This window comes from Amycolatopsis sp. NPDC098790 (genome assembly GCF_044759945.1).
GTDB lineage: Bacteria > Actinomycetota > Actinomycetes > Mycobacteriales > Pseudonocardiaceae > Amycolatopsis.
Genome location: NZ_JBIWAI010000008.1, coordinates 224,148 through 250,625, shown reverse-complemented (window position 1 = coordinate 250,625; position 26,478 = coordinate 224,148). Strand labels below are relative to the sequence as shown.

Genomic DNA, 26,478 nt, shown 5'->3' with positions numbered 1-26,478 from the left:
CCCACGTTCATGTCTAGCCCTCGCGTGGCCGCCGGAACCAGCCCCTAAGGGGCGTCTAAAGCCGTTCCAAACCCACTCGAAATCCCTAGCGCACGGCCGCCACCGGCGGGAAGGATCCGTTACCGGAACAGGGGTCGCCGACCCCTACCGGCGCGTTGCCGGGTCGGCCTGGCGGCGCGCGCGCACTACTTTCTAGACAGCAGCAGCCGACTTCCGGGGAGTGCGTCCATGCGCGTCATGATGATGGTGTTCCCGACGAGGACGCACGTCTACAGCATGGCCCCGGTCGGCTGGGCGCTGGCCGCGGCCGGCCACGAGGTCCGGTTCGTGGGTCAGCGGAACCCGCGCGAGGTGGCGTCGTTCGCCGAGACCGGCCTCGACGCGATGTGGTTCGGCGAGGAGCTGGACATCGCGCGCCACCGGCAGCTGCAGATGGACGGCGACAACGCCATGCAGGGCGGTTTCCGCATCTCCGAAAGCCGGCCCGAGCGCTACACCGAGGAGTACGTCCGGACCGTTTACGAGCACTGGGTCGAGGTCTTCCGCTGGACCACCCCGGACACGCTGCTCGACGAGCTGGTGCGGTTCGCGAAGGGCTGGCAGCCGGATTTGATCGTCTGGGACCCGATGATCTACGCGGCCCCGATCGTCGCGCACGTCCTCGGCGTCCCGCACCTGCGGATGATGTACGCCGCCGACCAGACCGCGCGGATCGCCGCGCAGTACCGCGACCTGCGCGCGAGCCACCCCGAAGACACGACGCCGGACCCGTTCGTCGAGTGGATGTCCGCCGCGGTGGGCCGGTTCGGCGCGCAATACGACGAAGCGTTGCGCCACGGCGTCAAGACGCTCGACTGCCACCCGTCCTACCTGCGCTACGAAGGCGTCGACGTCGACTACGTCCCGGCGCGGTTCATCCCGCAGAACAAGCCGATGGCGATCCCCCGCTGGGTGCTGGAGACGCCGGAGCGGCCGCGGGTGATGCTGACGCTGGGCATCTCGAACCGCCAGGTGCTCGGCGTAGAGGAGACGTCGGTGGCCGACCTGCTCGACGGGCTCGCCGACCTCGACGTCGAGGTGATCGCCACGCTCAACGCGGCCCAGCTCGCGTCGGTGAAGAAGATCCCGGACAACGTGCGCGCGGTGGACTTCGTGCCGATGTACGAGCTGCTTGCCAGCTGCTCGGCCATCGTGCACCAGGGCGGCGGCGCGACGATCGGCAACGCGGTCGTCAACGGCGTCCCGCAGCTGATCATCCCGGGCACCACGTGGAGCGAGCGGGTTTCCGCCGTCGCGCAGGAGAAGCGCGGCAACGGCCTGGTGCTCGACCTCGAGGACGTCACGCCGCAGTCCGTCCGAAGTGGACTGGAAAGACTGCTGACGGAACCGTCGTTCCGCGCCTGCGCGCTCGAGGTGAGGGACGAGATGCTGGCGACGCCGACGCTCGACGACCTCGTCCCGGAACTGGAACGGATCGCGCGATGCCGGTGACCGGGCGGCCGAAGGTGGTCCGCACCATCGGCTTCCTGCTCGCGAGCCTGCCGCTGCGGATCTTCGCGTTCGTCTTGACGCTCGTCACGATGGTGCTCGGCATCGCCACCACCATGCTGTGGATCGGCATCCCGATCCTGATCGCGGCGACCTCGCTCGTCCGCGGGTTCGCGGACCTGGAACGGCGCTGGGCCGGCGCCATGCTCGACGCCGGCATCGCCGCGCCGCGCCGCCGGCCGCACGGGCCCGGGCTGCTGCAGACGTGGCAGGCCCGGCTGGTCGACCCGGTCACCTGGCACGAGGTGAACTACGTGCTGCTCGCGTTCCCGCTGGGCATCGTGGAGTTCGTCGCCGGGATCGTCTCGGTCGCCGTGCCGCCGTTCGGGATCTTCGTCGCGCCGCGGATCGGGGCGATGCACGCCGCGCTGACGGCGTCGATGCTGGGTCCGAACCGGACGCAGCAGCTCGAAGCCCGCACCCAGCAGCTGAGCGACTCGCGCGCCCGCGGGGTCGACGCGGTCGAGGCCGAACGCCGGCGCATCGAACGCGACCTGCACGACGGCGCGCAGCAGCGGCTGGTGGCCGTCGCGATGAGCCTGGGCCGCGCGCAGCTGAAGCTGGACAACGACGACCCGTCGGCCGTGCGCGAGCTGATCGGCGCGGCGCACGCGGACGCCAAGCTCGCGGTGTCCGAGCTGCGTGACCTCGCCCGCGGCATCTACCCGCCGGTGCTGCAGGACCGCGGCCTGGACGCGGCGCTGTCGTCGCTGACCGCGCGGATGCCGATCCCGGTCGACGTCGAGGTGAGCGTCGAACCGCGGCCGCCGGCGCCGGTGGAGACCACGACGTACTTCATCGTCAGCGAGACGCTGACCAACATCACCAAGCACGCGGGCGCCGACCGCGCGACGGTCCGGGTGACCCGAGACGACGAGACCGTCGTCGTCGAGATCGTCGACAACGGCCACGGCGGCGCGTCCGTGCGTCCCGGCGGCGGCCTGGCCGGCCTCGCCGACCGCGCCGCCACCATCGACGGCGTGCTCACCGTGGTCAGCCCCGCGGGCGGCCCGACGGTGGTCCGCGCCGACCTGCCCGTCCGCTGGTGAACCCCTTGGGAGTGGGAACAATGCGTGTCGTCATCGCCGAAGACTCCGTCCTGCTGCGGGCCGGCGTGCAGAGCCTGCTCGCCGACGTCGGCATCGAGACCGCGGCCGCGGTGTCCAACGGCGACGACCTGCTGGTCGCCGTCCGCGAGCACCACCCGGACCTGGTCATCGCCGACGTCCGGATGCCCCCGACGTTCACCGACGAGGGCCTGCGCGCGGCACTCGCGGCCCGCAAGGAGGTACCGGGCCTGCCGGTGCTGGTGGTGTCGCAGTACGTCGAGGGCAGCTACGCGATCGACCTGATCGCCGAGGGCACGTCCGGCGTCGGGTACCTGCTGAAGGAGCGCGTCGCCGACGTGCGCGAGTTCCTGGAGGCGGTCCGCCGGGTGGCGGGCGGCGGCTCGGCGATCGACCCGGACGTGGTCGCGCAGATGCTGTCCCGCAACCGCGACCCGCTGCACGCGCTGACGGCGCGCGAGACGGAGGTCTTGGGGTTGATGGCCCAGGGGTTGTCGAACGCGGCGATCGCGAAGCAGCTGGTCGTCACGCAGGGCGCGGTGGAGAACCACATCAGCAACATCTTCGCGAAGCTGGGCCTGGAGGCGAGCCGCGACGAGAACCGCCGGATCCGCGCGGTGCTGACCTATTTGGACAGTACGAACGTCCGCGCCTGAACGGGCTCAGCTGCGCCAGCTCGTCGCCGGCCGGAACCGCGGCCGGCGGCGAGGACGCGCCGGCTTCGGCGGTTCCGGCGCGGACGGCTGGGCGCCGACGGCGGCCAAAACCGCCACCAGCGCCGCCAGTTCCGTTTCGTCGGGCGCGCCACGCACGACCCGCACCACCGGCTCGCCCATCACACCGGCGGGTTCCCGTGCTTGCGCGCCGGAATCTCGGCGTGCTTGTTCCGCAACATCGCCAGCGACCGGATCAGCAGCGACCGCGTCTCGCCCGGCTCGATCACGTCGTCCACGAGGCCGCGCTCGGCCGCGTAGTACGGGTGCATCAGCTCGGTGCGGTACTCCTTGATCTTCAACGCACGCACGGTTTCCGGGTCGTCGGCCGCCTTGATCTCGCGGCGGAAGATCACGTTCGCCGCGCCCTCGGCGCCCATCACGGCGATCTCGTTCGTCGGCCACGCCAGCGAGACGTCGGTGCCGATCGAGCGCGAGTCCATCACGATGTACGCGCCGCCGTAGGCCTTGCGCAGGATCAGCTGCACCCGCGGCACGGTGGCGTTGCAGTACGCGTAGAGCAGCTTCGCGCCGTGCCGGATGATGCCGCCGTGCTCCTGGTCGACGCCGGGCAGGAAGCCGAGGACGTCCACGAGCGTCACGAGCGGGATGTTGAACGCGTCGCACGTCTGCACGAACCGCGCGGCCTTCTCGCTCGCCTCGATGTCGAGCACCCCGGCCAGCACGGCCGGCTGGTTCGCGACGATTCCGACGACGTGCCCGTCCAGGCGGGCGAGCGCGCACACGACGTTGGTCGCCCAGCCCGCGTGCACCGGCAGGAACTCGCCGTCGTCGACGATCTCCGCGATGACGTCGCCCATGTCGTACGCGCGGGCGGGGTCGACGGGCACGACGTCGAGCAGCCGGTCGGTGCGCCGGTCGGCCGGGTCGCCGGCCGGCACGTGCGGCGGTGTCTCGTTGTTGTTGGACGGCAGCAGGGACAGCAGGTACCGGACGTCGGCCAGGCAGGTCGCCTCGTCGTCGTAGGCGAACGCGGCGACGCCGGAGGTCTCCGCGTGCACGTCGGCGCCGCCGAGGCCGTTCTGCGTGATCTCCTCGCCCGTCACCGCCTGCACGACGTCGGGGCCGGTGATGAACATCTGCGACGTTTCCCGGACCATGAACACGAAGTCGGTCAACGCGGGCGAGTACGCCGCGCCGCCCGCGCACGGGCCGAGCATCACCGAAATCTGCGGGATGACCCCGGAACAGCGGGTGTTGCGGCGGAAGATGCCGCCGTACCCGGCCAGGGCCGTGACGCCCTCCTGGATCCGGGCGCCGGCGCCGTCGTTGAGCGACACCAGCGGCGCGCCCGCGGCCTCGGCGAGGTCCATCACCTTGTGGATCTTCTGCGCGTGCGCCTCGCCGAGCGCGCCGCCGAAGATCCGGAAGTCGTGGGCGTAGACGAAGACCGTCCGGCCGTCGACCGTGCCCCAGCCGCAGACGACGCCGTCGGAGTGCGGCCGCCGCTGCTCCAGGCCGAACCCGGTCGCCCGGTGCCGGCGCAGCGCCTCGAGCTCGGTGAACGAGCCGGGTCGAGGAGCAGCTCGATCCGTTCGTGCGCGGTCAGCTTGCCGCGCTCGTGCTGCCGGCGCGTCGCGGCTTCGTCCGGCCCGCGGCGCGCGGCGTCCTTGATCTCGCGCAGTTCGTCGAGCCGGTGGGCGAACGCGGCCGGCGCCTCAGACACGGACGCCCCCGAGCTCGGCGGCCAGCCGGCCGAGGATCACGTCCTGGTGGCGGGTGAGGAAGAAGTGCCCGCCGGACAGCTCCACCAGCTCGAAGCCGCCGGAGGTGTGGTCTGCCCACGACTCGACCTCGTCGATCGTGGCCATCGGGTCGGCCGAGCCGGTGAAGGCGACGATCGGGGTCTTGAGGGGCTCGCCCGGCATGTCCCGGTAGGTCTCGACGGCGCGGTAGTCGTTGCGCACCACGGGCAGGATCATCCGGACGACGTCGTCGTCGCCGAGCAGGTCCATTTCGGTGCCGCTGAGCCGCCGCAGCTCGTCGATCACGCCCGCGTCGGTCCGGGTGTGCACGCTCTCGTCACGCACCCGCGAAGGCGCGCGTCGCCCGGAGACGAACAGGCCCGCGACGGGCACGCCGTCCCGTTCGAGGCGCCGCGCGGTCTCGTAGGCGACCATCGCGCCCATGCTGTGCCCGAAGAGGGCCAGCGGGCGGTCGGTCTTGTCGCGCAGCAGGTCCGCGACGCGGTCGGCCATGGCGCCGATGCTGGTCAGGAACGGTTCGTGGCGCCGGTCCTGCCGGCCCGGGTACTGGACGGCGAGGACCTCGACGTCCGGGGCCAGTGCTTTCGCGACCGGGAAGTAGAAGGTGGCCGAGCCGCCGGCGTGCGGCAGGCAGACCAGCCGCGCCTTCGCCCCGGGTGACGCGGCGAACCGGCGGAACCAGTTCTCCTCGGCGTTGTCCCCTGCGACCATGTCGTCCCCGCCTTCCGGATCGAGCCTCCGTCCGGCCAAGCTAGCCAGCGCGAAGGCCGTCCAACGACCCCTAACGGCCCCTACGGTCCCGGCGCGCGAATAAGACCCGGCGAACCGGGTAAGCCGTTCGCGAGCGTGCCGCGCTCGTGGGGAAGCGCGGTGTCGGGAGGAGTCGCACGTGCGCGTGAGCTGGAACGGAGCCGATCAGGCGGGGTGGTACGTGCTCGACGTCGCCGGTGCGGACCGGCCCGGGCTGACGGAGGCCCGGCGGTGGGCGGAAGCCAAGCTGGGCACGCTGCGGGAGACGGACCTGATCGACACCCTGATCGTCGTCGGCGAGCTGCTGGAGAACGCGTACGTCCACGGCGGCGGCCCTCGGCAGCTGCGCATCCACCACGCGCACGACCCGTGCGAGGTGACGGTGGCCGTGGCCGACGTGGGGACGGGCGAACCGAGGATGCGGGTCCCCGACCACGGTGGTGGCCGGGGCCTGCTGCTGGTGGACCAGCTGTGCGTCGACTGGGGCGTGAGCCACCACGACGAGGGCAAGCTCGTCTGGGCCCGCGTCGGGTGCGAAGAGGGTTAGGCCCGCGTCAGGCTGAGCCACGCAAGCGCTTCCCCGGTGCTCCAGTGCACCGGCAGCAGGTGCTCCAGCCGCAGCACGGTGATCGGCCGCAACAGGGCCCGGCACCGGCCGGCGACCGCGAACGGCACCCCGCTCGCCGCGGCTTCCACCGCGGTGTCGATCAGGATCGTCAGGACGCGTGCGCTGCAGAAGGTCACGGCCGAAGCGTCGAACACAAGCGCCGGTGGCGCGAGCCGGATTTCCTGGCGCAGAAGCGTTTCCAGGTGAGCGGTGACGGCGAGGTCGACTTCGCCGGTGGCGGTGACCACGCTCGCGTGAGCCGTGGTCGTGACATCGAAGATCGCGGACGGGCAAGTCTCGGGAGCGAGCATGCGCGGAGGGCCTCCTTGGCACAAGCGCCGTGAGGCCGGACGCCGGGTCCGGTCCACGGGCAGCCCGGACGGGGCTGGCGGGGTCGAGGCACGACGGCTGCAGGCTGAACCGCTGAGCCACCAGTGTACAAGCGATGCGCAACCGTTGCACAGTGGTTCTCAAAGAAGCCGGCCGTTCCGCGCGTAGCGCGGCCCACAAGAGGAGCTGGGTGGTCATCCCGTCGCCTGAGGCCGTGAAATCACTTTGAGCCGGGCCCGCAACCCACAGACCAAGGCGAGGAAGCATGCCAAGCTTGCGGGCCCGGCTCAAAGTGATAGGCCTCGTTCAGGCGACGGGATGACCACCCAGCGGCCCACCTTGAGAAGGTGACGAGAGTCCGAAACCCCGGCCATCCCAGAGCCTGCCCGTCCGGCGAGGACAGTCTTTTTCTTTTCTGCCGCGGAAGAAGCTCGGCTTCCTGGTCTGCCGCGGCGAAGCGGGTCCGACCTCCCCCGCCCTCCGTTTGGATTGTCCGTCGACGCCCGGGTTTGTCAAGGCGGGAAAGCGTGCCTTGACAAACCCGGTCGTCGACTGGAATGCGGCTTGGGAGGAGGGCGGGGGAGGTCTGGTGACGTCGTGGTCGGCCTGCTCTGCCGGCCGCCGGGGAAACCTGGTGACATCGTGGTCGGCTTGCTCTGCCGGCCGCCAGGGAAACCTGGTGACGCCGTGGTCGGCCTGCTTCGCCGGCCGGGGAAATCCGGTGACACCGTGCTCTCCTCTTGCTGCCCGCTTCCCGTTCACGACTGGAGGTTGCTCACCGTCTTCCGCCGGAACCGTGCCGGCGTCGTGCCCAGCTCGGCCCTGAACGCCCGGGTGAACGCCGACTCCGATCGGTATCCCACCCGGTCCGCGATCGTTGCCACCGATACGTCCGTCGTGGTCAGGAGCTCGGCCGCCGCCATCATGCGGGCTCGGGCCAGCCACGTCCCCACCGTCATGCCCGTCTCGCGGACGAATCGTCGCAGGAACGTCGCGCGGGACATCGATACCTGGCGGCTGAGCCGCTCTATCGACCAGTCCTCCCCCGGTTCGGCCAGGACGCTCCCCACCGCGTCCGCTATGCCCGGGTCGGTCACCGCCGTCCACACCACGTCCGATGCGCCGCGGGCCGTGCGGAGCACCATTGCCAGCAGCACCGTGCACAGCGCGGACAGGATCGCCGCCGTGCCCGAACCTTCGCGGTCCGCTTCCGCGCGCATCAACGCGCTCAGCCCGCGCAGGACTTCGTCGGTGTCGGTGGACTGCCCGAATGCCACGTGCACCGCGCCCGGGAGGCTGCGGAACAGTAGCGCGCCCGCTCCCGCGTTGACCGTGTAGTGGCCGCAGAACAGGTCGATCACCGGGTCGCCGCCGCGCTCGCTGCGGGTCGTGACGAACGCCTCTCCGCCCGTCTCGACCGTGCCCCGCGGGCGGCCCGGTCCCGCCGTGACGACCCGGTGCGCGGCGCCGCTCGGGATCAGCACTACGTCGCCGGGCCGCAGGTCGAACACCTCGCGGCCGACGAACAGCCGGCACTCGCCGTCCAGGAGGACGTGGAACGGCACTTCGAGCCGGCCGTACCGGGCGACGTCCATCCGCGTGCCCGCCCCGAGCAGGCAGTGCTTCTCGAGCGTCGCCTCGAGCTGGGCCATGCGCAGCAGTCGGCTGACCGTGTCCACTCTGATACTTTGGGGCCGAAATCTGATCCTGGCAAGCCTGTCCGGATCACCGATCTCGACGCAGACTCGGTCGCATGGAAACCACCGAGCTCACCGCGGACGTCCTGGTCATCGGCTTCGGCAAGGGCGGCAAGACCGCCGCGCACGCCCTCGGCGACGCCGGCAAGCGCGTCGTCCTCGTCGAGCGCTCCGAAAACATGTACGGCGGCACCTGCCCGAACGTCGGCTGCGTGCCGACCAAGATGCTCGTGCACTACTCCGGCGCCCGCCGCCTCGAAGACGACGCGCAGGAGTTCTTCGCCCGCTCGATCGCCGGCGTCCGCACCCTGACCAGCGCCTTCCGCGCGGGCAACTTCGCCTCGCTCGACGGGAAGGACACCGTCACCGTCCTCACCGGCACCGCCCGGTTCACCGACCCGCACACCGTCACCGTCGGCGAAGGGGACGACCGGATCACCGTCACCGCGCCGACGGTCGTCCTCAGCACCGGCTCCGCGCCGGTCGTCCCGCCGATCCCTGGCCTGGCCACGAGCAAGCACCTGGTCAGCAGCACCGAGCTCACCCAGGCGGCGACACTGCCCGAGCGGCTGGTGGTCGTCGGCGGCGGCTACCTCGGGCTCGAGTTCGCGTCGATCTACCAGCACTTCGGCACGCACGTCACCGTCCTCGAAGGAGCGGAACGGCTGCTGCCGCGTGAGGACGAAGACATCGCCGAGGTCGCCCGCGAGATCCTCGAAGGCGACGGCATCCGGATCATCACCGGCGCGAAGATCACGAAGGTCGAGGACAGCGGCGCGGTCGCGAAGGTCATCTACGAAAAGGACGGCGAGACGCACGAAGTCGAGGCCAGCGCGCTCCTGCCCGCCACCGGCCGCCGTCCCGTCACCGACGGGCTGCGGCTCGACGCGGCCGGCGTCCGGACCACCCCGACCGGCGCCGTCGAGGTCGACGAGTTCCTGCGCACCAGCCAGCCGCACATCTTCGCCGTCGGCGACGTCAACGGCGGCCCGCAGTTCACCTACGTGGCCCTCGACGACGCCCGGATCGTGCTGGACCAGCTGCTCGGCGAAGGCAAGCGCACCACGGCCGACCGGGTGGCCGTGCCGCACACGCTGTTCACCACCCCGCCGCTGGCGACCGTCGGCCTGACCGAGCGCGAAGCCCGCGCGCAGGGCCGCAACATCAAGGTGGGCAAGAAGATGGTGGCCGACATCGTCGCCATGCCGCGCGCGTACACGGTCGAGGAGACGCGCGGGATCATGAAGTTCATCGTGGACGCCGACACCGATCTGGTCCTCGGCGCGGCGCTGCTGAGCATCGACGCCCAGGAGGTCGTCAACACCGTCGCGCTGGCCATCCGCCACGACGTCACCGCGACCGAGCTGCGGAACGCCATCTACACGCACCCCAGCTCGACCGAGGCGTTCAACGAGGTCATCCCTGTGCGGTGAGCACACCGACGGCGGCCTCCGGTGGGGACTTTCCCCATGGCGAGACCGGCGCCGCCGCCCTAGCGTGGGAACCCGGTGACGAGGAGGTTCCCGCGGATGCTGATCGACGACCTGGCCGCCGCCCTGCCGGCGGACCGGCTGGTCCGTGACCCGGACGTGGTGACGGGGTTCGCCCACGACGAGGCCGAGTGGGCACCCTTCGGACGGCCCGCGGTGGCCGTCCGGCCGCACACCGCCGAAGAGGCGCAGACGGTGGTGAAGGCCTGCCTGCGCCACCGGACGCCGCTGGTCACGCGCGGCGCGGGCACCGGCCTGTCCGGCGGGGCGAACGCCGTCGACGGCTGCGTCGTGCTGGTCACCGACCGGCTCACCGCGATCAAGGAGATCGACGAACGGGAGCGGTACGCCGTCGTCGAGCCCGGCGTCGTCAACGACGACCTGCGCGCCGCCTGCGCCGAGCGCGGCCTCTGGTACCCGCCGGATCCGGCCAGCTCGCCGTGGTCGACCATCGGCGGCAACGTCGCCACCAACGCCGGCGGCGTCTGCTGCGTCAAGTACGGCGTCACCCGCGACTACGTCCTGGGCCTGCAGGTCGTCACCGGCACCGGCGAGCTGGTCCGGCTCGGCCGCCGCACCGCGAAGGGCGTCGCCGGCTACGACCTGACCGGGCTGGTGGTCGGCTCGGAAGGCACGCTCGGCGTGGTCACCGAGGTCACCGTGCGGCTGCGGCCGGCCCGCGCCGCCGAGCGGACGGTCGCCGGGTACTTCGACACGACCGTCGCCGCCGGGCAGGCCGCCGCCGCGGTCGCCGCGCGGGGCGTGCTGCCGTCGGCGCTCGAGCTCGTCGACCGGCACTGCCTGGCCGCCGTCGACCAGTGGAAGAACATGGGCCTGAGCGCCGACGCGAACGTCGTGCTCCTCGCCCGCACCGACGCCCCCGGCGCCCTGGGCGAGCACGAAGCCGCGGAGATCCTCGACTGCTTCGAGCGGGCGGGCGCGACCTGGGCCGCGCAGTCGACCGACCAGGCCGAGGCCGACGCGCTGTTCTCCGCCCGCCGTCTCGCCTACCCCGCGCTCGAACGGCTCGGCCCGCTGCTCACCGAGGACGTCTGCGTCCCGACGCAGGCCGTGCCCGAGATGCTCGCGCGCATCGACGCGGCCGGGCAGCGGCACGGCGTCCACATCGCGAACGTCGCGCACATCGGCGACGGCAACCTGCACCCGCTGCTGGTCACGCCGGCCGGCGACGAGACCGCGCGGAAGAACGCCCAGGCCGCGTTCGACGACATCATCGCCGACGCGCTCGACCTCGGTGGCACCGTCACCGGTGAGCACGGCGTCGGCCTGCTCAAGCAACCCGGCCTCGTCCGCGAACTCGGCCCCTCGGTGGTCGAGATGCACCGCGCGGTGAAGAAAGCCCTGGATCCGCACAACATCCTGAACCCCGGCAAGGTCTTCCCCGAAGGGACACCCGCATGATCGTCCGCACCACCTCCGGCGACGTCCGCGGTGAGCCGATCGCCACCGGCGTCCGGTTCCGCGGCATCCCCTACGCCGCCGCGCCCGAAGGCGAGCTGCGGTTCGCCGCGCCGGTCCCGGCCCCGGCGTGGGACGGCGTCCGCGACGCCCGCGAGGCCGGACCCACTGCGCCGCAACGGCATCGGACGATCCCCGGCCTGGACCTGTCCGCGGTGGTCGGTGACGGCTGGCGGCCCGGCGCGGAGTACCTCACGGTCGACGTCTGGACGCCGGACCCGGGCGCGTCGGGCCTTCCGGTGCTGGTGTTCGTGCACGGCGGCGCGTTCATCGGCGGTACCGGCTCGGCCCCGGTCTACGACGGCACGGCGTTCACCCGCGGCGGCGCGGTGCTGGTGACCGTGCAGTACCGGCTCGGCATCGACGGTTTCGTCCCCTTGGACGGCGGCGAGACGAACCTCGGCCTGCGCGACCAGCTCGCCGCGCTGCGCTGGGTCCAGGAGAACATCGCCGCGTTCGGCGGCGACCCCGGCACCGTGACCCTGTTCGGCGAATCGGCGGGCGCGATCAGTGTCGCGTGCCTGCTCGGTTCGCCTTTGTCGGCCGGGCTCTTCCGCCGCGCTGTCGTCCAAAGTGGACACGCCAACATGGTGCGCGGACGCTCGGAAGTCGAGCGGCTCGCCCGGGTGCTCGCCGACGGCCTTAGCGTCGAACCCACCGCCGCCGCGTTCCGGAAGCTGTCGACCGAGCGGCTGCTCGACGCGCAGGACGCCGTCCTCAAGCCCGGCGGCGGCCCCGACCTGCGCGGCGAAGACGGGCTGGACCGCAGCTACGGCCTCAGCCCGTTCCTCCCGCTGGTCGGCGACGACGTGCTGCCGCGGCACCCCGGAGAGGCGATCCGGGCCGGTGCGGGTGCTGACGTCGACCTGATCGCGGGCACGTGCCGCGAGGAGATGCTGCTGTACTTCGGCCCGACCGGGCTGCTCGACGTGCTCACCGACGAGCAGGCCGTGGCCATGCTGTCGGCGTCGCACCCGGACGCGGCCGGCGTCCTGCGCGGATACGGCCTGGGCGAACGGAAAGCGGGCGAGATGTTCGTCGAGGCCATGACCGACCTCGTGTTCCGCGACGGCGTTCGCGAGCTGGTCGATGCCCACCAGGGCCGGTCGTTCCGATACGAGTTCGAGTGGCGGGCCCCGCGGCTCGGCGCGTGCCACGGCATGGAGCTGCCGTTCGTGTTCGACTCCCTGGGCCCGTCCGCCGCGTTCGTCGGCGACGAGCCGCCGGCCGAGCTGGCCCGCGAAGTCAACGCCGCTTGGACGCGGTTCGCCGCCACCGGCGACCCGGGCTGGACCCCGGCCGAGACGACGCACCTGGGCTGATGGACGCCCACGGCCTGCGCGAGCTGTACGACCTCGTCCTGCGCCTGTCGGCGGTCCACGACCTCGACGCGCTGGTGCAGGAGGTGGTCGACCACGCGCGGCGGCTGCTCGGCGTCGACGTCGCCTACCTCGCGCTGGCCGAACCGGACGGCTCGCTTGTCATCCGGGTCACCGACGGCTCGCTCGGCCCGCGGCTGCGCGGTGTCGTGCTGCCGCCGCACAGCGGCCTGGCCGGGCAGGTGGCCGACACGGGCGAACCGGTGCAGAGCGCCGACTACCTCGGCGACGCCGCGTTGACGCACCTGGGCGAGGTCGACCGCGTCGCCGAGGACGAGGGCCTGCGCACGATCCTGGGCGTGCCGTTGCGGTTGCGCGGCAAGGTGGCCGGCGTGCTGATGGTGTCCCAGCGTGCGGTGCGCCGGTTCACGGCGGCGGAGTCGTCGCTGCTGACGTCGCTCGGCTCGTTCGCCGCGATCGCCATCGAGAACGCGAAGCTGGTCACCGCGCTGGCGGGGGCGAACGACCGGCTGGAGCGGGCCGTCCGGCTGCACGACCGGCTGTCGGAGGTCGCGTTGCGCGGTGGTGCGCCCGAAGACGTCGTGGTCGCGCTGTCGGAGCTGGTGAGCGGTCTGGTGCTGGTCGCGGACGAGCACGACGAGGTCCGCGCGGCTGCCCGCGCCGGATCGCTCGTCGAGGCGGCCCTCGACGGCGAGCCGTCGACGCTGTTCGCCGGCACTCGGCGGACCCGTGTGGACGGTCGGACGGTGACCGTCCCGATCGCGTCGGCGAACGCGTATTTCGGTGCGCTGCAAGTGGTTCCCGACGCCCCGCTCGCCGAGGCGGACGTCCGGCTGCTGGAGCGCTCGGCGATGACGGTCGCGCTGGTGGCGTCGGTCGAGCGCGCCGAACGCCGGACGGCCGAGGAGCTGGTGGAACACCTGGTGACCCGCCGAGTCCGCGAAGTTCCGGCGTACGCCCGCGAGCTACGGCGTCCGCACCTGGTCGTGGTGAGCGAAGATCCGCGGTTGCGGACCCTCACCACGCTGTCCTCCACAGTGGACGGTCGCTGGGTCGCTCTGGTCCGCTCCGACGAGGCGACGGTCCGCTCGTGGTCGTTGGGCACGACCGGCGTGGCGGGACCGGCGACCGGAGCGGCCGCGCTGGCCGACGCGTACGACGACGCGGTCGCGTGTGTCCGGGTCTTGAACGCTTTGGGACGCAAGGGTTCCACGGCATCACCGGCCGACTTGGGCCCGTACCGCTACTTGCTGAGCCAGGCCGGGCGCGAGGAAGCCGGCACGTTCGTCACCCGCACGCTGGCGCCGCTCCTGGCCCACGACGACGAGCGTGGCACGGACCTCGTCCACACCGCGGAGGTCTTCCTGCGGTGCGGCCGCCGCAAAACCCCGGCGGCCGAAGAGCTGACGATCCACCCGAACACGCTTTACCAGCGCCTGGACCGCATCACGGCGTTGCTCGGTGAGGACTGGCAGGAGGGCGACCGCGCGTTGGACGTCCACTTGGCGCTGCGCATCCACCGCCTGAGCCGCGAATTGGACTGAGCACCCCTAGCGTCAACCCCTTTTCGGAACCGTTGACACAGCGCGCCTGCGTCAGCGATCGTCGAGAGACGAAGAACACACTTCCTGTTTTTCCTCCGCGCAGACGAACCCACGGAGTTGACTCATGACGCAAATCAAGGTGACGCTTTCCGGCGGTCCGGCAGAACTGGTCGAACGGCACCGGGAATGGACGGTCGGCGCCCTCGGCGAAGTCGCGAAGGTCAGCTTCGGCGCGGGTTACGAGCACTTCTCCCACGAGGGCGAGTTCACGACGACCAGCAGCGGCGACCCGGTCCCGGTGTTCGCCTGGTGCGGCCGCACCAGAGTCGCCGAGTAACCGACGACCTCACCCAAGCCGGCTCGCCTGTCCATGGTGGACTCCGCAGGATCTCCACCCCGATCTCCACCCGGCGGAGGTCCTGCTCCACCCGGCTGCCGCCCTAGCGTGCTCCTCGTCGGAACACGGGAAGGGAGTCGGACATGGGTGAGGTCGTCCAGTTCATGCTGCTGCGGTTCGCGATCATCGGCGGCGGGATCCTGCTGCTGCTGATCGTGCTCGGGGTGATCGCCGTCGTCGTGAAGAAGGTGGGGCGGTGATCACCGCTGCGCGTGGAGGCCGTGCCGCTCGGCGTAGCGCAGCGCCTCGACGCGGTTGCGCACGCCGATCTTGGCGAAGGCGTTGTTGATGTGCGTCTTGACGGTCGCCTCGCCGATGAACAGCTCGGCGGCGATCTTCGCGTTGGTCAGCCCGGCGGCGATCAGGCCGAGGACCTCGGCCTCCCGCGCGGTGAGGCCGTCCGGAAGGCCTTCCTTGCGCGGTTTCGCCCCGGAAAGGGCGCCGGCGACCTGCCGCGAGACGTCGGCGCCGAAGGTGAGCTGCCCGGCGACGACGGCCCGCAGCGCGGCCGCGATCTCGTGTCGCCCGGCGTCCTTTGTCAGGTAGCCCTTCGCCCCGGCGGCGAGCGCGCCGGCGATGGACTCGTCGTCCGAGTAGGTGGTGAGGACGAGGACGGCGACGTCCGGACGCTCCCGCGTGAGCCGTTCGGTCGCCTCGACCCCGTTCAGGAAGGGCATGTTGAGGTCCATCAGGACGACGTCGAGGCGGTCGAGCTCGCGGGCCAGGCCGAGCGCCTGCTCGCCGTTCGCGGCCGAGCCGGCGACGTCGACGTCGTCGAGCAGGTCCAGCAGCGCGACCAGGCCTTCGCGCACGGCCTGCTGATCGTCCACCACCAGCACCGCGATCGTCATGATCGGCAGTCTGCCGCATCCGGAAGGATGACCGGGTGGAGATCCCCGAAAGAGTCAGGACCGAATGGTGGCGCGGCGCGCTCGTGGTGCCGGCGGCGGTCGTGGCCTGCTTCTCGGCGAGCCCGTTCGCGGGGCTGTTCGGCCTGGTGCCCCTTCTGGTCTGGTGCTGGCTGGCACCGTCGCGGCGGTCCGGGCTGATCGTCGGCGCGGTGCTGCTGGTGTTGCTGGCGTGGTTCGTCCTGCCGGGCGCGCTGGGTCTCGCCGGCCGCTGGGTGCCGGCGCCGATCGAGGTCTACTGGCTGCACACGACCCTCGCGGCGGTGGTCTGCGCGATCGGCGCCCGGCGCGGGTTCGTCCGGCTGTTCGTGCTGGTCGTCGCGGGGTTCGTCGTCACCGGCGGCGCGCTGTTCGCGGCGTACGAGTCCCCGCCCGGCGACGAAGGAGTGGCGCCGGGTCCCGCCGAGCTGCGGATCACCCGGGACTTCGGGTGCGGCTCCCACCTCTGCCACGGCATCCTCGAAGCCACCGGCGACCGCGCCCCAGACGTGCTTCGTGACTACGTCACGGCCCGGAACTTCACGCCGGCGCCGACGATCTTCCGCGCCCCGCGCTTTTGCCGGCACACCGGGCTCGTCGTGGACCACGAGGTCTGCGTGGACATCTGGCCGCTCGGGCCGGACGCGGCGCGGCTGGAGTGGTACGTGGACTGAGGGAGGTGGCGCGACGGGTTCCGGAGCCGCCGCGCCACCGGCTCTCAGCCCGGCGCGACGGCCCGGCCGGTCTGCGGCGAGATCATCCCGGCGCACAGTCCCCGGCTCGCCAGGGTCTGCGCGATCCGCGGGATGGCTGCCAGGGTGTTGGCGGGCCATTCGTGCATGAGGATGACCTGGCCGTTGCCGAGGCGGGCGTTGGCCTGCACGATGGCGTCGACGCTGGCGTTGTTCCAGTCCTGCGAGTCGACGTCCCAGATGATCTGCCGCAGGCCGTACTTGGCCTCGACCGCTTGCAGAGTTCCGTTGGTCTCCCCGTAGGGCGGCCGGAACAGCCTCGGCGTCCCCCCACCGGCGGCCGCGATGGCTTGCTGGGTACGGGAAACCTCGGAGTCCATTTGGGACTGGCTCTGTTGAGTGAGGTGCGGGTGGGTGTAGCTGTGGTTCCCGACCCACATCCCGGCACTGACCTCGGCCCGCACTTGAGCGGGATAGGCGGCGGCGTACTGCCCTTCGTTGAACATGGTGGCGCGCAAACCGTTCTGCCGCAGAGCGTTCAGCAGCGCGGGGGTGTGCGCGTTCGAGGGCCCGTCATCGAAGGTGAGGCCGACATAGCCGTTGCAAGCGGCGGCGTGCGCGGGGGTTGTGCTCGCGACGCTCGTCATCGCGAGCAGTGCGGCGCCGAGGATTGCCGTGCGCATCGCGTCAGCCCACCGAGATGTTCGAGTTGCCGCTGCTCTGGTACCCCTCGGTGGCGAGGATCATGTAGTAGTTGAAGCTGCCCATCCGCATGCCGTAGCGGCCCCAGGCGTCGAAGTGGTTCCCGGTGGTGATGGTGCCGCCGGTCTTCTTCTGCTGCCGCACGGACCAGTACTGGTTGAAGGTCTTGGTGCCTTCGACGGAAGGGGCGTTGTAGCGGGTGGTCTGGTAGATGTCGTAGGTGCCGCCGTCGCTGGTGACGGTGCCCTTGTAGGTGCCGGTGGGCCGGTAGGTGCCCCAGTTGTCGACGATGTAGTACTCGACGAGCGGGTTGGAGGTCCAGCCGTAGAGGGCGAGGTAGCCGTTGCCGGAGGGGTTGAAGCTGCCGGAGTAGTTCACGGTCCGCCGGCTGCCGTTGCTCCACCCCTTGCCACCGACGAAGTTCCCGACGTTGCTCCAGTTCATCCGGTAGTTGCCCCCGGAGCCGAGCGTCATCTGCACGGACCCGCCACCATCGGTCCAGAAGGAGTAGTAGTAGCCCCCGTTGTTCCCGGTCTGGCTCGTGGTGATGACGGTATCGGCCCTGGCGGTCCCGGGAATGAGGGTGGCAACCAGCGCAAGGGCGGCCCCACCGGCGAAAACCCTGAAGCGGTTCTTGGTGAGCATGCTTCCTCCTCGTCGTCGAGTCCGGGAAAGCATGAGATCGGGGACGGTGGTGGGACAATGACTTTCGGAAAGTTTCGCCAGTACGGCAGTGGTTCTCCGTCAGCCCGCGCGGCGACGACGTGACGGGGTGATGAGCCGGATCCAGGCCTTGCCACCTCCGGCACCGACGGGCTGATAGGAGCCAGCGAAGCTGCGCTCGCTGTGCCGGACTACTTCCTCGAAGACCCAGTCGGACGCGATGACGGCGAGGACTGCGTCCGTTCGCGCGAGAGCCCGTTTCAGCTCGGCCGTGTCGAGCAACTCCTCGGCATGGAGGATCGAAGAGCCGACGACACCGTACTCGTCGTAGGAGATTTCGCCGGCGTGCAAGGCCAGCCGGAGGCGCATCCGCTCAGGCGCCGAGTGGGCGGCGTTGTGGACGGTGAGTTCGTCGGCAAGCGCCCCGAAAAGGGAATCGACGAAGAGGGCTTTGGAGATGCGCGCGGGCGCCAGCACGAGCACGCCGTCGCCCCGGTCTTCATGCCGGCAAGCGGCCCACGGAATGTCGGACGCGGCAAAGGCCCGTTCGATCGCGCGGTACATCCCCCGACGGATGCGAACCTTGTTCGGATTCGTTCGGGTGTAGCGGCCGAAGCCCTCCACGTCGACGACCACGATCGTGCAATGCGCGGTCATGAGCCCGAGGCTGCCGCGCCAATCGACCCCGCCGAGCGCCTGCTTCGGGAAGGGCACACCCCCGACTGCCCCGGGGACGGCCCGGCCGGCTCCGTACGGCCGAAACTTGGGACGCCTCGCGGTTTCGGGATCAGGCATTGCGAGCCTCCCTCCACCGACGCGCCGCTGGTGCTACCGACCAGGCCATTCGCTCTCGTTCGAGCTAAAACCAGCCCGCCGACCGAGCCCCGGCAGGCACATGTGCCAGACTACGGAACCAGTCGCACCCACCTCTACCGCATCAGTGCATTGTTTGGTTACCGTAACCAGCACCTATGTCCGCAGGCCCGCCTGCACGTGCAGAAGGTCGTGAAGCCCATGGACGTCTTCGTCTGGACAGCGCCACGCCCACCGTACGACCACTTAGGACACTAGGGAGCACCGCATGCCCATCCCCTCCTCCCCGGTGGTCGCTTCATGGGAACTCGCCCTGCGCCTGAAACGGCGACGTGAACGACTGGGCATCGATGTCCGCACCATCATCGACACACTGGGCTTCACCCGAAACTACTGGTCGGCCGTCGAAAACGAAAGGAAGATCCTCTCCACCGAGGCACTCCTGCGGATCATCGAGTTGTTCGAATTCGACAACGAAGAAAAACAGGAGCTGCTCAACCTGCGTGCCGCGGCCAAGGAACGAGGCTGGTGGTCACGGTATTCCGCACTTTTCGACAGCGACGTGGAGCGCTTGTACGGTTTGGAGCAGGGCGCTCGGAGCATGCGGGACTACGAAAACCTGCTCATTCCGGGATTGGTCCAGACCGCCGACTACATCCGGGCGATCATGATGCCCGACGCGATGGTGCGCAAGGTCGAAGTCGATCAACGCGTCGAAGCCCGGCTCCGCCGGCAGGAACGGCTCGTCGACACCGAAGACCCCTTCACCCTGACCGCAGTGGTCAGCGAAGCCGCATTGCGGCAGCAGATCGGCGGCCGCCTCGTGCTTCGCGACCAACTCGCGCATCTGGGCAACCTGATCGAGGAATACCCCGAAGCACTCGACTTCCGGGTCATCCCGTTCACCGCGACCGCGTGTGGGCTTTTCGGTGCCGCCACGGTCCACTTGATCGACTTCGACAACGCGCAGCTCCCGACTCTTGCTTGGCAGGAGACGGTGACCGCATGGGGCATAATCGACGACCCCGTGCAAGTGCGCAATATATCCGCAGCTTATGAAGACGCGTACCGGCGCGCTCTGACTAAGGAAAAAACCCTGCAATTAATCCGGTCTCACGCGAAGGAACTCAGTTGACGAACGCAACGCCGTCCGCCGCCGCCTCCAGCCGCAGCGGGTGGTTCAAAAGCAGTTATTCGAACGCCACCGGCAGTTGCGTCGAAACCAAGTTCGAGCCGGGCGCGATACTCGTCCGCGACAGCAAGGACCGCCGGGCCGACCAGCCGGTTGTCGAATACCCCAGTCTGGCGTGGTCGTTCTTCATCAGCGGCTTGCTGCCGGAGAACTCCTGACGCCGCATCGTGAGCTTGGTGAGGGCGCTCCCGAGCGCCCTCATCACCCCAGAGCCCGACCGACGTCCTCTTCCTGTTCCGGTCCCAGCAACCGGACCCATCCCCAGGCCGCGGTTTCCTTCTCCTCCACGAGCACCGGCCGGTACCACTCGGGTCGGCTCACCGGGCTGTGCCGGATGATCTCCTCGTAAAACCACCCCGAAGCGATCACCGCCAAATCCCCCACCGCACTCGCGAGCGCATCCCTCACCACCCCCGAATGCAACAACCGGAACGCGTGGACGATCGCCGCTCCTGTCCGGCCATGCGCGTCGTAGCTGACCTCTCCCGCGTGCAACGCCACCCGTAACCGGATCCGCTCCGGCAACCGATGCACCCGGTTGTGCTCCGCCAAAAGTGCCGCCAGCGCCGCCGGGACCAGTTCGCTGAACACCGCCTTCGGGTACTCCGCGGGCGCCAGCACGAGCACCCCGTCGCCCAGGTCGGAGTGGTAACAGTCGAGCCAGGACACGCCGCTGCCCGCCAACGCTCCCTGCACCACGTCGTACAGCCCGGCCCTCAGCGACAACCGGTGCATGTTGGTCCGTCCCGCCGATGCGAACCCCTCGATCTCGACCACGAAGATCGTGTGGTGCACCGGGTCCGCGACCGGCTCCACCGGCACCGCACTCCCCCTAAGCCACCGCCACGTCCACGACATGCCGGTGATCGTGACCGCCGCCGGTTGACACATCGGTTACCACCCGCTGGACAAATCCTTGACAGCCCCTTGACCTGCACTGAAACCCGCCCGTCGCCGGGTTACCGTGCTGGCAGGAAAGTCACCGCCGACTCAACCACAAGGTGCGATGCAGTTCCGGATCCTGGGGCACGTCGAACTCCTGCTCGGCGACCGGGAGGTCGCGCTCGGGCGGGCGAAGGAACGGTCGCTTCTCGGGGTGCTCATGCTCCACCACGGGAAGGTCGTCGGCGTCCGGACCGTCACCGAGGCCCTCTGGGACGATCCTCCCGACCACGCCCGGAAAGACCTCCACGCCTACGTCAGCCGCCTGCGGGCCTCCCTGCGCGACGCCGGCGTGTCCGCCAAAATCGTCACCCAGCACGCCGGCTACCAATTCCTGCCCGAGGGTGACGACCTCGACTACGCGCGCTTCAAAGAACTCATGAAGAACGGCGAACGAGCGCGGGAAGCCGGCCGCTTCGACGTCGCCGCCGCCGCGCTGCGGGAAGCCATGGACCTCTGGCGCGGGCCCGTCGTCGAAGACCTCGGGACCGTCTGGATGGAGCAAAAACGTGAGGACATCGACCGCTACGAACGCGTCGCCGGGTACCAGGCCCTGTGCGCCGTCGAGCTCGAACGCCGCGACTACCGCGGGGTGCTGCGGATCCTCGACGAGGCCATGGTCGACCACGAGCTCGACACCCAGTACATCGCGCAGCGGATCACCGCACTGAACGGGCTCGGCCACTACGAAGCCTTCGACACCTATTGGAAACAGGTCTACGACCGGTTCGCGCGGTCGTTCGGGACCGGCCCCGGCCAGGAACTCCAGGAACTGCACCAGCAGCTCCTGCAATCCCGGGACACCCCCGCGCCCGCTGATCGGCACCGGACGCAGGCCGCGCTGCGGGCCGTGCCGCCCGCGCAGCTGCCCTCGACCGTCAGCCAGTTCGTCGACCGCGCCGAAGACGTCGGCCGGCTCGACGACCTCTTCGTGCGCTCACGCGTCGGCGGCTCGCCCGCGACCCTCATCGTCGCCCTCACCGGGCCGGCCGGCGTCGGCAAGACGGAGCTGGGCCTGCACTGGGCGCACGCCGTCCGCGAGCGGTTCCCCCACGGCCAGCTGCACGCCGACCTCGGCGGCTATGGCTCCAGCCCGCCCCGGGACGCCGCCGACGTGCTGGCCGAGTTCCTCGACGCGCTCGGCGTCGCCGCGTCCGCCATCCCCGCGAGCCCGAGCGCGCGGGTCCGGATGCTGCGGACCCTGCTCGACGACCACCGCGTGCTCGTCTTCCTCGACAACGCCCGGGATTCCGGGCAGGTCGTGCCGCTGCTGCCGGGCAGCGCGCACTCCGTCGTCGTCGTGACGAGCCGGCACCGGCTCAGCGACCTCGTGACCCACCACGGCGCCTTCCGGCTGGAGGTGCGGCCGTTCTCCGAAGCCGAGATCGCCCGTCTGCTGGACAACCTGCTGCGCGACACCCCAGCCGAACCACCCGATCCGGCGGCCGTGCTGGCGCTGACCGGCGGCGCGCCGCAAGCCGTCCGCACCCTCGCCGAGCTCCTGCCCGGCACCGGCGGCCTGCCGAGCCCGGCCGAGCTCCTGCTGGCCGGCGAACTGGCGTCCGGCACGATCCTGACCTCGGTGCTGTGGTCGTACCACGCCCTCGGCGCGCCGGCCGCGCGGCTCTTCCGCTCGCTCGCGATGCACGTCTCGCCCAGTCTTGCCCTGGACACGATCTTCGCCCTGGACGGGACCGACGAGGAATCGACCCGCGGCGCGCTGACGTCGCTCGGGAGCCTCTACCTGGTCAGCCGGGACGACGGCCGCTACCGGATGGACGCCCTTACCCGCGAAGCCGGGGAACGGCTCGCGCGCGCCCACGATCCGGACGGCGAGCGCCTCCAGGCCGAGGCGCGGCTGCTGGACTGGTACACCGCCCGCGTCACCGACGCGGCCGAGGCCCTCGCGCCGGCGCTGCGGCGCACCGCGGAACTGCCGGCCGGCCGGCTGCCGGATTTCGCTGCCGCGCAAGCGTTCCTGGCCGCCGAAGAAGCGAGCCTGTGCGCCGCGGTCCGCCGTGCGGCGGGCGACAACCTGGCGCGAGCGGTGACGCTGCTGCGGCTGGTCCGGCCCCACCTCGTCTTCGACGGCCCCGGCTGCGACTGGCGCGAAGCCGTCGAGACGGTCTTGCTCGCCGCGCGCGGCGCCGGCGACCGCGACGCCGAGGGCCAGGCGCTGGCCACGCTGGCGCGGATCCACGACGACCCGGACAAGATCGCCGAATCGCTCGAAGTCGCGAACCAGCTCTTCAACAACACGCAGAACAGCCGGGACCGGTCGGAAGTCCTCCTCCTGCTCGGCCGGCACGCGGAAGCCGCCGGGGACCGGGACCGCGCCCTGTCGTGCCTGCGCGAGGCGCTCGACATCCAGCACAGCCTCAACGAACCCGGCCAGTGCGCCGCGGCCCACGGCGACCTCGGCACGCACCTGCGGCGCCGGGGCGAGCTCGCAGAGGCGGAAACCCACCTGTCCCAGGCGAAAGCGCTGTTCGCCGAACTACGCGACCACCGGCGCCACGCCGCGATGGCGCTGCAGCTCGGCCTGCTGAGCCGTCGCGCCGGCCGGACCACGGAGGCCATCCGGCGGTTCACCGAAGCCGTCGAGCTGCACGAGCGCTACCCGGCCGGCCACGAGCAGACCCTCACGGCGCTGGTCGAGCTGAGCGAAACCGCCTGTGACGCCGAAGAACACGGCGATGTCCTGCTGTACGCCCGGAAGGCACTCGGCGTCTCCCGCGCCGACCACGTCCACGTCGTCCGCGCGCTGGTGGCGCTGGTGCGTTCCCTGGCGGCGACCGGCAGGCAGGTCGAGGCGTGGAACGAGTCCCGCCAGACGATCGCGCTCGTCACCGACCTCGACGACCCGGTCCGCGGGCACGTCCGCGAGCAGTTCACCAAGCTGGGGCTGTGGCCGCCGGACCGGTGATCGGGATTAGGGAATTCCCGGCTCGCCCCCGGATACCTTGGCCGGCACCAGAGGTTCCGGAAACGAGGGGGCAATTCCATGAAACGCATTTCCCTGGCCATCGCGCTCAGCCTGGCCACGGCGGCCGTGCCCGTCGTCGCGAGCGGCACGGCGGCGGCCGTCACCTGCGGTACCCAGTGGACGCAAGGGACCGCCGGCCCGAACGCCCGCGATTACCAGTGGGGCAACTGCGGCGCCACCGCCACGAAGATCAAGGCCTATTCCCTGACCTACGGCGGCGCCTTCAAGACCCTGCTCGGCGAGAAGTGCGTCCCGGCTGGCGGGCTCGTGCCGCTCGGCGGGACGACCGACTGGCGTGTGCTGTCCTACACCGGCGAGGACACCGGCACCGCCTGCTGAACGCCGGTGGCGGGTGGTACCCCCGGCACCACCCGCCACCGCGCACCTACTCCCGCAGCCCGATCGCGTCGATCGGCCGGGCGCGCAGCGCCACGAACGTCGACAGCCCCATCGCCAGGAACCCCAGCGCCGCCGCGCCGCCGATGATTCCCAAGTAGACGGACCACGGTCCCGACGGCAGCGGGCTCCCCCGCAGCCCGATGTTCAGCAACCCCAACGGCACCAGCGCGACCAGCGTCCCCACGACCACGGCGATCCCCACTGTCACCAAAGCCTCGAGCCGCATCATGCGGGTCACCTGACGCCGGGTCGTGCCCACCAGCCGGAGCAACGCGAACTCGCGGGACCGCTGGGCCGTCGTCAGCACCAGCGTGTTGGCCACCGAAATCGCCAGGTACCCGACGATCACGCCGGCCGCCACCAGGTTCAGGTAGAACTGCGCCTGCCCGTCGCCACCTTCCTGCGAAGGGGACGACAGAGCCGTGGCCACCGTCAAACCCGGGTACGGCAGCGAACGCAACGCCGCAGCCACCGCCGCGGGATCCGCGTCCGGGGAACGCCGGACCAGCACCGAGTCGTCCAGCCGGCCGCCGTTGTGCAGGCGCGCCAACGAAACCGGCAGCACGTAGTCGCCGAACGCCTTGTCGTGCGTGTACGTCGCCACCAGCCGCAGCTTCGCCGGGACGCCGTCGCCGAAGTAGAACGTGACCTCGTCGCCGAGTCCCTTGCCCTGCCAGTCGGCCTCCGCGCGGCTCAGCGCCACCGTGTCGCCCGTCAGATCCGCGAGCCGCCCGGAGTCGACGCCCAGTTCCAGCACCCCTTGAGAAGGACCGAGCCCCTGCGCCGGCGTCCGCTGGACATCTGTGCTGTCGCCGACCGTCGAGACCGTCATCACCGACGTGCGCACCACCGGCGTCGCCGCGGCCACGCCCGGCACCTGCGCGGCCAAGGAAGCGACTTCCGGTGAGACCCCCGCCGGGCCGCTCAGCACGTAGTCCGCGGTGGTCGACTGCGTGGTCTCGTCAGCGGCGGCCGCCGTCGCGGACGTCGGGCCGTAGAACATCGCCAGCGCGAACGCGATCGCCAGCATCAACGGCGTCGCCGCCGCGGCCAGGCGCCGGGTGCCCGCCTGCGCGTTCGCGCCGGCCAGGTAGCCGCTGATCCGCCACACCCGCGCCAGCAGCGGGCTCAAGAACCGCACCGCCAACCCGGTCACCTGCGGCCCCACCACGGCCAGCCCGACGACGATCACCAGCGTCGACATCGACGACACCGCCGTCGCGATGTCGCCGCGCAGGAACAGCGGCACCAGCGCGCCGCCGAACCCGGCCAGCACCAGGCTCCAGCCGGTGATCGCCCGGCCGCGGCCGAGCTCACGGCGTTCGACCGCCGCTTCGCCGAGGGCCTCGACCGGCTTGATCGACGACGGCCGCCGCGACGCCGCCCACGCCGCCAGCCGGGCCGCGCCCAGGCCGAGCAGCACCGCGGCCAGCGACGGCAGCGGGCTGATCGCCAGCCCGAAGTCGGCCGGGATCACGCCGATCGCGGCGAACGCGTCACGCAGCCCGGACGCGACCGCCAGGCCCAGCGCGCCGCCGAGGACGCCGGCGACGAGCGCGACGATCGTCGTCTCGGTGCCGATGAGCTTGCGGATCTGGCGCGGGGTCGCGGCAACCGCACGCAGCAGCGCGAACTCCCGGCGCCGCTGGTTGATCGTCAACGCGAGCGTGCTCGCCACCACGAACACCGCCACGAGCAGGGCGAACCCGCCGAACGAGCCGGCGATGGCGAGCAGCAGCGTCCGCGTCTGGCTGACGTCGAGGAACTCGATCGTGCTGCGCTCGACGCCGGTGGTGACCTCGACGTCACCGGCGATCGCGCCGATCCGCTCGGCCAGCGTCTCCGGTGCCACGCCGGGTTCGGCGAGGACGCCGATCGCGTGCGCCTGGCCGGGGCGCGCGGCGAGTTCCGCGGCCCGGGCCGGTGTGAAGAACAGCGCCGACTGCCGTGAGAGGGCGTCCACGATCCCGCTCACCCGGAACTCCACCGGCACGGACCGGGTCATGATCCGCACCTGCCCGTCGACGCCGACCCCCGCCTGTCGCGCCAGCTCGGCGTCGAGCACGACCTCGTCCGGCGCCCCGGGCGCCCGGCCCGCGCTCAGCCGGAACGGCGCCAGCACGGCCGCGTCCCAGTTGTGGCCCAGGGACTGCGGACCGCCGAGCACCGCGCCGGACGCCGTGACGACCTGGGCCGGGAAGCTCTGCTCCGCCACCGCCGAACGCACGCCGGGCACCGAAGCGATCCGCTCGGCCAGCGATGCGGGCACCGACGGCTGCTCGCCGACCTGCTCGAACGTCAGCGCGTCGGCGCCCGGCGGGTGCACGGTCTGGGCGCCGCCGACGACGACGGCCGCGGCGGCGTAGCGCTGGGTGGGGACGCCGGCGCGCAGGCCGGACTCCATGAGGACCCCGCAGCCCGCGACCAGCGCGGTGCCGCAGAGGATCGCGATGAACGCGCCGGTGAACCCGCCGAGCCGGCTGCGGATGGTCTGCCACGCGAGGGTCAGCACG

Annotated in this window: 24 protein-coding genes and 1 pseudogene; 14 read left to right on the top strand and 11 right to left on the bottom strand. The window is 71.1% G+C overall.

Annotated elements, in window-relative coordinates; genetic code table 11:
* Positions 1–228: 228 nt before the first annotated feature.
* The 3 genes from ACIQWX_RS44780 to ACIQWX_RS44770 are packed head-to-tail and all read left to right on the top strand — an operon-like array spanning position 229 to position 3,271.
* Positions 229–1,491 carry a nucleotide disphospho-sugar-binding domain-containing protein gene (locus ACIQWX_RS44780; protein WP_400884829.1) on the top strand — a complete coding sequence of 421 codons (1,263 nt, stop codon included), beginning with the start codon at positions 229–231 and terminating at the stop codon, positions 1,489–1,491.
* Entirely contained in the window at positions 1,482–2,597 is a 1,116-nt protein-coding gene (locus tag ACIQWX_RS44775) for a sensor histidine kinase (protein ID WP_400884827.1), read from the top strand. The genes ACIQWX_RS44780 and ACIQWX_RS44775 overlap by 10 nt, the downstream gene beginning before the upstream one ends.
* A 20-nt stretch (positions 2,598–2,617) precedes the next feature.
* The gene (locus tag ACIQWX_RS44770) at positions 2,618–3,271 is read left to right on the top strand and encodes a response regulator transcription factor (RefSeq protein ID WP_400884824.1); all 654 of its coding nucleotides are present in this window, start codon (positions 2,618–2,620) and stop codon (positions 3,269–3,271) included.
* A gap of 6 nt (positions 3,272–3,277) precedes the next feature.
* Here ACIQWX_RS44770 and ACIQWX_RS44765 read toward each other — a convergent pair whose 3' ends face one another.
* The 3 genes and pseudogenes from ACIQWX_RS44765 to ACIQWX_RS44755 all read right to left on the bottom strand — a co-directional run bounded on the left by ACIQWX_RS44765 (position 3,278) and on the right by ACIQWX_RS44755 (position 5,766).
* The gene (locus ACIQWX_RS44765; protein ID WP_400884821.1) at positions 3,278–3,451 is read right to left on the bottom strand and encodes an acyl-CoA carboxylase epsilon subunit; all 174 of its coding nucleotides are present in this window, start codon (positions 3,449–3,451) and stop codon (positions 3,278–3,280) included.
* Positions 3,451–5,015, bottom strand: a pseudogene (locus ACIQWX_RS44760) (acyl-CoA carboxylase subunit beta). Before ACIQWX_RS44760 ends, ACIQWX_RS44765 begins: the two are co-directional and overlap by 1 nt.
* A complete protein-coding gene (locus tag ACIQWX_RS44755; protein ID WP_400884818.1) occupies positions 5,008–5,766 on the bottom strand; it encodes a thioesterase II family protein in 759 nt (252 codons plus the stop codon). The pseudogene ACIQWX_RS44760 and the gene ACIQWX_RS44755 overlap by 8 nt, the downstream one beginning before the upstream one ends.
* 184 nt (positions 5,767–5,950) lie before the next feature.
* Here ACIQWX_RS44755 and ACIQWX_RS44750 point away from each other — a divergent pair, with 184 nt between their 5' ends.
* A complete protein-coding gene (locus ACIQWX_RS44750) occupies positions 5,951–6,352 on the top strand; it encodes an ATP-binding protein (protein WP_400884815.1) in 402 nt (133 codons plus the stop codon).
* Here the strand turns inward: ACIQWX_RS44750 and ACIQWX_RS44745 are convergent.
* Positions 6,349–6,723, bottom strand: coding sequence for an STAS domain-containing protein (locus tag ACIQWX_RS44745; protein WP_400884813.1), 375 nt, complete (start codon positions 6,721–6,723; stop codon positions 6,349–6,351). The genes ACIQWX_RS44750 and ACIQWX_RS44745 overlap by 4 nt on opposite strands.
* Before the next feature lie 777 nt (positions 6,724–7,500).
* Positions 7,501–8,421, bottom strand: a complete 921-nt coding sequence (locus ACIQWX_RS44740; RefSeq protein WP_400884810.1) for a cupin domain-containing protein — start codon at positions 8,419–8,421, stop codon at positions 7,501–7,503.
* 74 nt (positions 8,422–8,495) lie between these two features.
* On the opposite strand from ACIQWX_RS44740, the gene ACIQWX_RS44735 reads away from it, so the two are divergent.
* From ACIQWX_RS44735 to ACIQWX_RS44715, 5 genes are all read left to right on the top strand, one after another.
* Positions 8,496–9,872, top strand: coding sequence for a dihydrolipoyl dehydrogenase family protein (locus tag ACIQWX_RS44735; protein WP_400884807.1), 1,377 nt, complete (start codon positions 8,496–8,498; stop codon positions 9,870–9,872).
* A 96-nt stretch (positions 9,873–9,968) separates the two neighbouring features.
* Positions 9,969–11,351, top strand: coding sequence for an FAD-binding oxidoreductase (locus ACIQWX_RS44730; protein WP_400884804.1), 1,383 nt, complete (start codon positions 9,969–9,971; stop codon positions 11,349–11,351).
* Positions 11,348–12,730 (top strand): carboxylesterase/lipase family protein, encoded by a 1,383-nt coding sequence (locus tag ACIQWX_RS44725; protein ID WP_400884801.1) that lies wholly within the window; start codon positions 11,348–11,350, stop codon positions 12,728–12,730. Before ACIQWX_RS44730 ends, ACIQWX_RS44725 begins: the two co-directional genes overlap by 4 nt.
* On the top strand, positions 12,730–14,292 hold the full coding sequence (locus tag ACIQWX_RS44720) for a helix-turn-helix domain-containing protein (RefSeq protein ID WP_400884799.1): 1,563 nt from the start codon (positions 12,730–12,732) through the stop codon (positions 14,290–14,292). The genes ACIQWX_RS44725 and ACIQWX_RS44720 overlap by 1 nt, the downstream gene beginning before the upstream one ends.
* A gap of 124 nt (positions 14,293–14,416) precedes the next feature.
* The gene (locus ACIQWX_RS44715) at positions 14,417–14,629 is read left to right on the top strand and encodes a DUF5988 family protein (RefSeq protein ID WP_400884796.1); all 213 of its coding nucleotides are present in this window, start codon (positions 14,417–14,419) and stop codon (positions 14,627–14,629) included.
* A gap of 260 nt (positions 14,630–14,889) precedes the next feature.
* Here the strand turns inward: ACIQWX_RS44715 and ACIQWX_RS44710 are convergent, their stop codons facing one another.
* Positions 14,890–15,540: a response regulator gene (locus tag ACIQWX_RS44710; protein WP_400884793.1), complete on the bottom strand. Its 651-nt coding sequence runs from the start codon at positions 15,538–15,540 to the stop codon at positions 14,890–14,892.
* Between the two features lie 35 nt (positions 15,541–15,575).
* On the opposite strand from ACIQWX_RS44710, the gene ACIQWX_RS44705 reads away from it, so the two are divergent.
* Positions 15,576–16,250, top strand: coding sequence for a hypothetical protein (locus ACIQWX_RS44705; RefSeq protein WP_400884790.1), 675 nt, complete (start codon positions 15,576–15,578; stop codon positions 16,248–16,250).
* A 44-nt stretch (positions 16,251–16,294) separates the two neighbouring features.
* Here ACIQWX_RS44705 and ACIQWX_RS44700 read toward each other — a convergent pair whose 3' ends face one another.
* The 3 genes from ACIQWX_RS44700 to ACIQWX_RS44690 all read right to left on the bottom strand — a co-directional run bounded on the left by ACIQWX_RS44700 (position 16,295) and on the right by ACIQWX_RS44690 (position 18,347).
* Positions 16,295–16,951: a polysaccharide deacetylase family protein gene (locus ACIQWX_RS44700; protein WP_400884788.1), complete on the bottom strand. Its 657-nt coding sequence runs from the start codon at positions 16,949–16,951 to the stop codon at positions 16,295–16,297.
* A gap of 4 nt (positions 16,952–16,955) precedes the next feature.
* The gene (locus ACIQWX_RS44695) at positions 16,956–17,615 is read right to left on the bottom strand and encodes a glycoside hydrolase family 11 protein (RefSeq protein ID WP_400884785.1); all 660 of its coding nucleotides are present in this window, start codon (positions 17,613–17,615) and stop codon (positions 16,956–16,958) included.
* Between the two features lie 99 nt (positions 17,616–17,714).
* On the bottom strand, positions 17,715–18,347 hold the full coding sequence (locus ACIQWX_RS44690) for a hypothetical protein (protein ID WP_400884782.1): 633 nt from the start codon (positions 18,345–18,347) through the stop codon (positions 17,715–17,717).
* Positions 18,348–18,714: 367 nt separating this feature from the next.
* On the opposite strand from ACIQWX_RS44690, the gene ACIQWX_RS44685 reads away from it, so the two are divergent.
* Together ACIQWX_RS44685 and ACIQWX_RS44680 are read left to right on the top strand one after the other, a co-directional pair.
* Positions 18,715–19,581, top strand: a complete 867-nt coding sequence (locus ACIQWX_RS44685) for a Scr1 family TA system antitoxin-like transcriptional regulator (protein ID WP_400884779.1) — start codon at positions 18,715–18,717, stop codon at positions 19,579–19,581.
* Positions 19,578–19,796, top strand: coding sequence for a DUF397 domain-containing protein (locus ACIQWX_RS44680; RefSeq protein WP_400884777.1), 219 nt, complete (start codon positions 19,578–19,580; stop codon positions 19,794–19,796). The genes ACIQWX_RS44685 and ACIQWX_RS44680 overlap by 4 nt, the downstream gene beginning before the upstream one ends.
* 43 nt (positions 19,797–19,839) lie before the next feature.
* Here the strand turns inward: ACIQWX_RS44680 and ACIQWX_RS44675 are convergent, their stop codons facing one another.
* Positions 19,840–20,415: a hypothetical protein gene (locus ACIQWX_RS44675; protein WP_400884774.1), complete on the bottom strand. Its 576-nt coding sequence runs from the start codon at positions 20,413–20,415 to the stop codon at positions 19,840–19,842.
* 229 nt (positions 20,416–20,644) lie between these two features.
* Here ACIQWX_RS44675 and ACIQWX_RS44670 point away from each other — a divergent pair, with 229 nt between their 5' ends.
* Both ACIQWX_RS44670 and ACIQWX_RS44665 read left to right on the top strand, forming a co-directional pair.
* Positions 20,645–23,506 (top strand): BTAD domain-containing putative transcriptional regulator, encoded by a 2,862-nt coding sequence (locus tag ACIQWX_RS44670; RefSeq protein WP_400884771.1) that lies wholly within the window; start codon positions 20,645–20,647, stop codon positions 23,504–23,506.
* Between the two features lie 78 nt (positions 23,507–23,584).
* Positions 23,585–23,905 carry a hypothetical protein gene (locus tag ACIQWX_RS44665; protein WP_400884769.1) on the top strand — a complete coding sequence of 107 codons (321 nt, stop codon included), beginning with the start codon at positions 23,585–23,587 and terminating at the stop codon, positions 23,903–23,905.
* A 46-nt stretch (positions 23,906–23,951) separates the two neighbouring features.
* Here the strand turns inward: ACIQWX_RS44665 and ACIQWX_RS44660 are convergent, their stop codons facing one another.
* Positions 23,952–26,477 (bottom strand): ABC transporter permease, encoded by a 2,526-nt coding sequence (locus ACIQWX_RS44660; RefSeq protein WP_400885346.1) that lies wholly within the window; start codon positions 26,475–26,477, stop codon positions 23,952–23,954.
* Between the last annotated feature and the right edge of the window lies 1 nt (position 26,478).

Coding starts and splice junctions, on each gene's coding strand:
- ACIQWX_RS44780 (WP_400884829.1), top strand. CDS start 229: ATGCGCGTCATGATGATGGTGTTCCCGACGAGGACGCACGTCTACAGC.
- ACIQWX_RS44775 (WP_400884827.1), top strand. CDS start 1,482: ATGCCGGTGACCGGGCGGCCGAAGGTGGTCCGCACCATCGGCTTCCTG.
- ACIQWX_RS44770 (WP_400884824.1), top strand. CDS start 2,618: ATGCGTGTCGTCATCGCCGAAGACTCCGTCCTGCTGCGGGCCGGCGTG.
- ACIQWX_RS44765 (WP_400884821.1), bottom strand. CDS start 3,451: ATGGGCGAGCCGGTGGTGCGGGTCGTGCGTGGCGCGCCCGACGAAACG.
- ACIQWX_RS44755 (WP_400884818.1), bottom strand. CDS start 5,766: ATGGTCGCAGGGGACAACGCCGAGGAGAACTGGTTCCGCCGGTTCGCC.
- ACIQWX_RS44745 (WP_400884813.1), bottom strand. CDS start 6,723: ATGCTCGCTCCCGAGACTTGCCCGTCCGCGATCTTCGATGTCACGACC.
- ACIQWX_RS44735 (WP_400884807.1), top strand. CDS start 8,496: ATGGAAACCACCGAGCTCACCGCGGACGTCCTGGTCATCGGCTTCGGC.
- ACIQWX_RS44730 (WP_400884804.1), top strand. CDS start 9,969: ATGCTGATCGACGACCTGGCCGCCGCCCTGCCGGCGGACCGGCTGGTC.
- ACIQWX_RS44725 (WP_400884801.1), top strand. CDS start 11,348: ATGATCGTCCGCACCACCTCCGGCGACGTCCGCGGTGAGCCGATCGCC.
- ACIQWX_RS44720 (WP_400884799.1), top strand. CDS start 12,730: ATGGACGCCCACGGCCTGCGCGAGCTGTACGACCTCGTCCTGCGCCTG.
- ACIQWX_RS44715 (WP_400884796.1), top strand. CDS start 14,417: ATGACGCAAATCAAGGTGACGCTTTCCGGCGGTCCGGCAGAACTGGTC.
- ACIQWX_RS44710 (WP_400884793.1), bottom strand. CDS start 15,540: ATGACGATCGCGGTGCTGGTGGTGGACGATCAGCAGGCCGTGCGCGAA.
- ACIQWX_RS44700 (WP_400884788.1), bottom strand. CDS start 16,951: ATGCGCACGGCAATCCTCGGCGCCGCACTGCTCGCGATGACGAGCGTC.
- ACIQWX_RS44695 (WP_400884785.1), bottom strand. CDS start 17,615: ATGCTCACCAAGAACCGCTTCAGGGTTTTCGCCGGTGGGGCCGCCCTT.
- ACIQWX_RS44685 (WP_400884779.1), top strand. CDS start 18,715: ATGCCCATCCCCTCCTCCCCGGTGGTCGCTTCATGGGAACTCGCCCTG.
- ACIQWX_RS44670 (WP_400884771.1), top strand. CDS start 20,645: ATGCAGTTCCGGATCCTGGGGCACGTCGAACTCCTGCTCGGCGACCGG.
- ACIQWX_RS44665 (WP_400884769.1), top strand. CDS start 23,585: ATGAAACGCATTTCCCTGGCCATCGCGCTCAGCCTGGCCACGGCGGCC.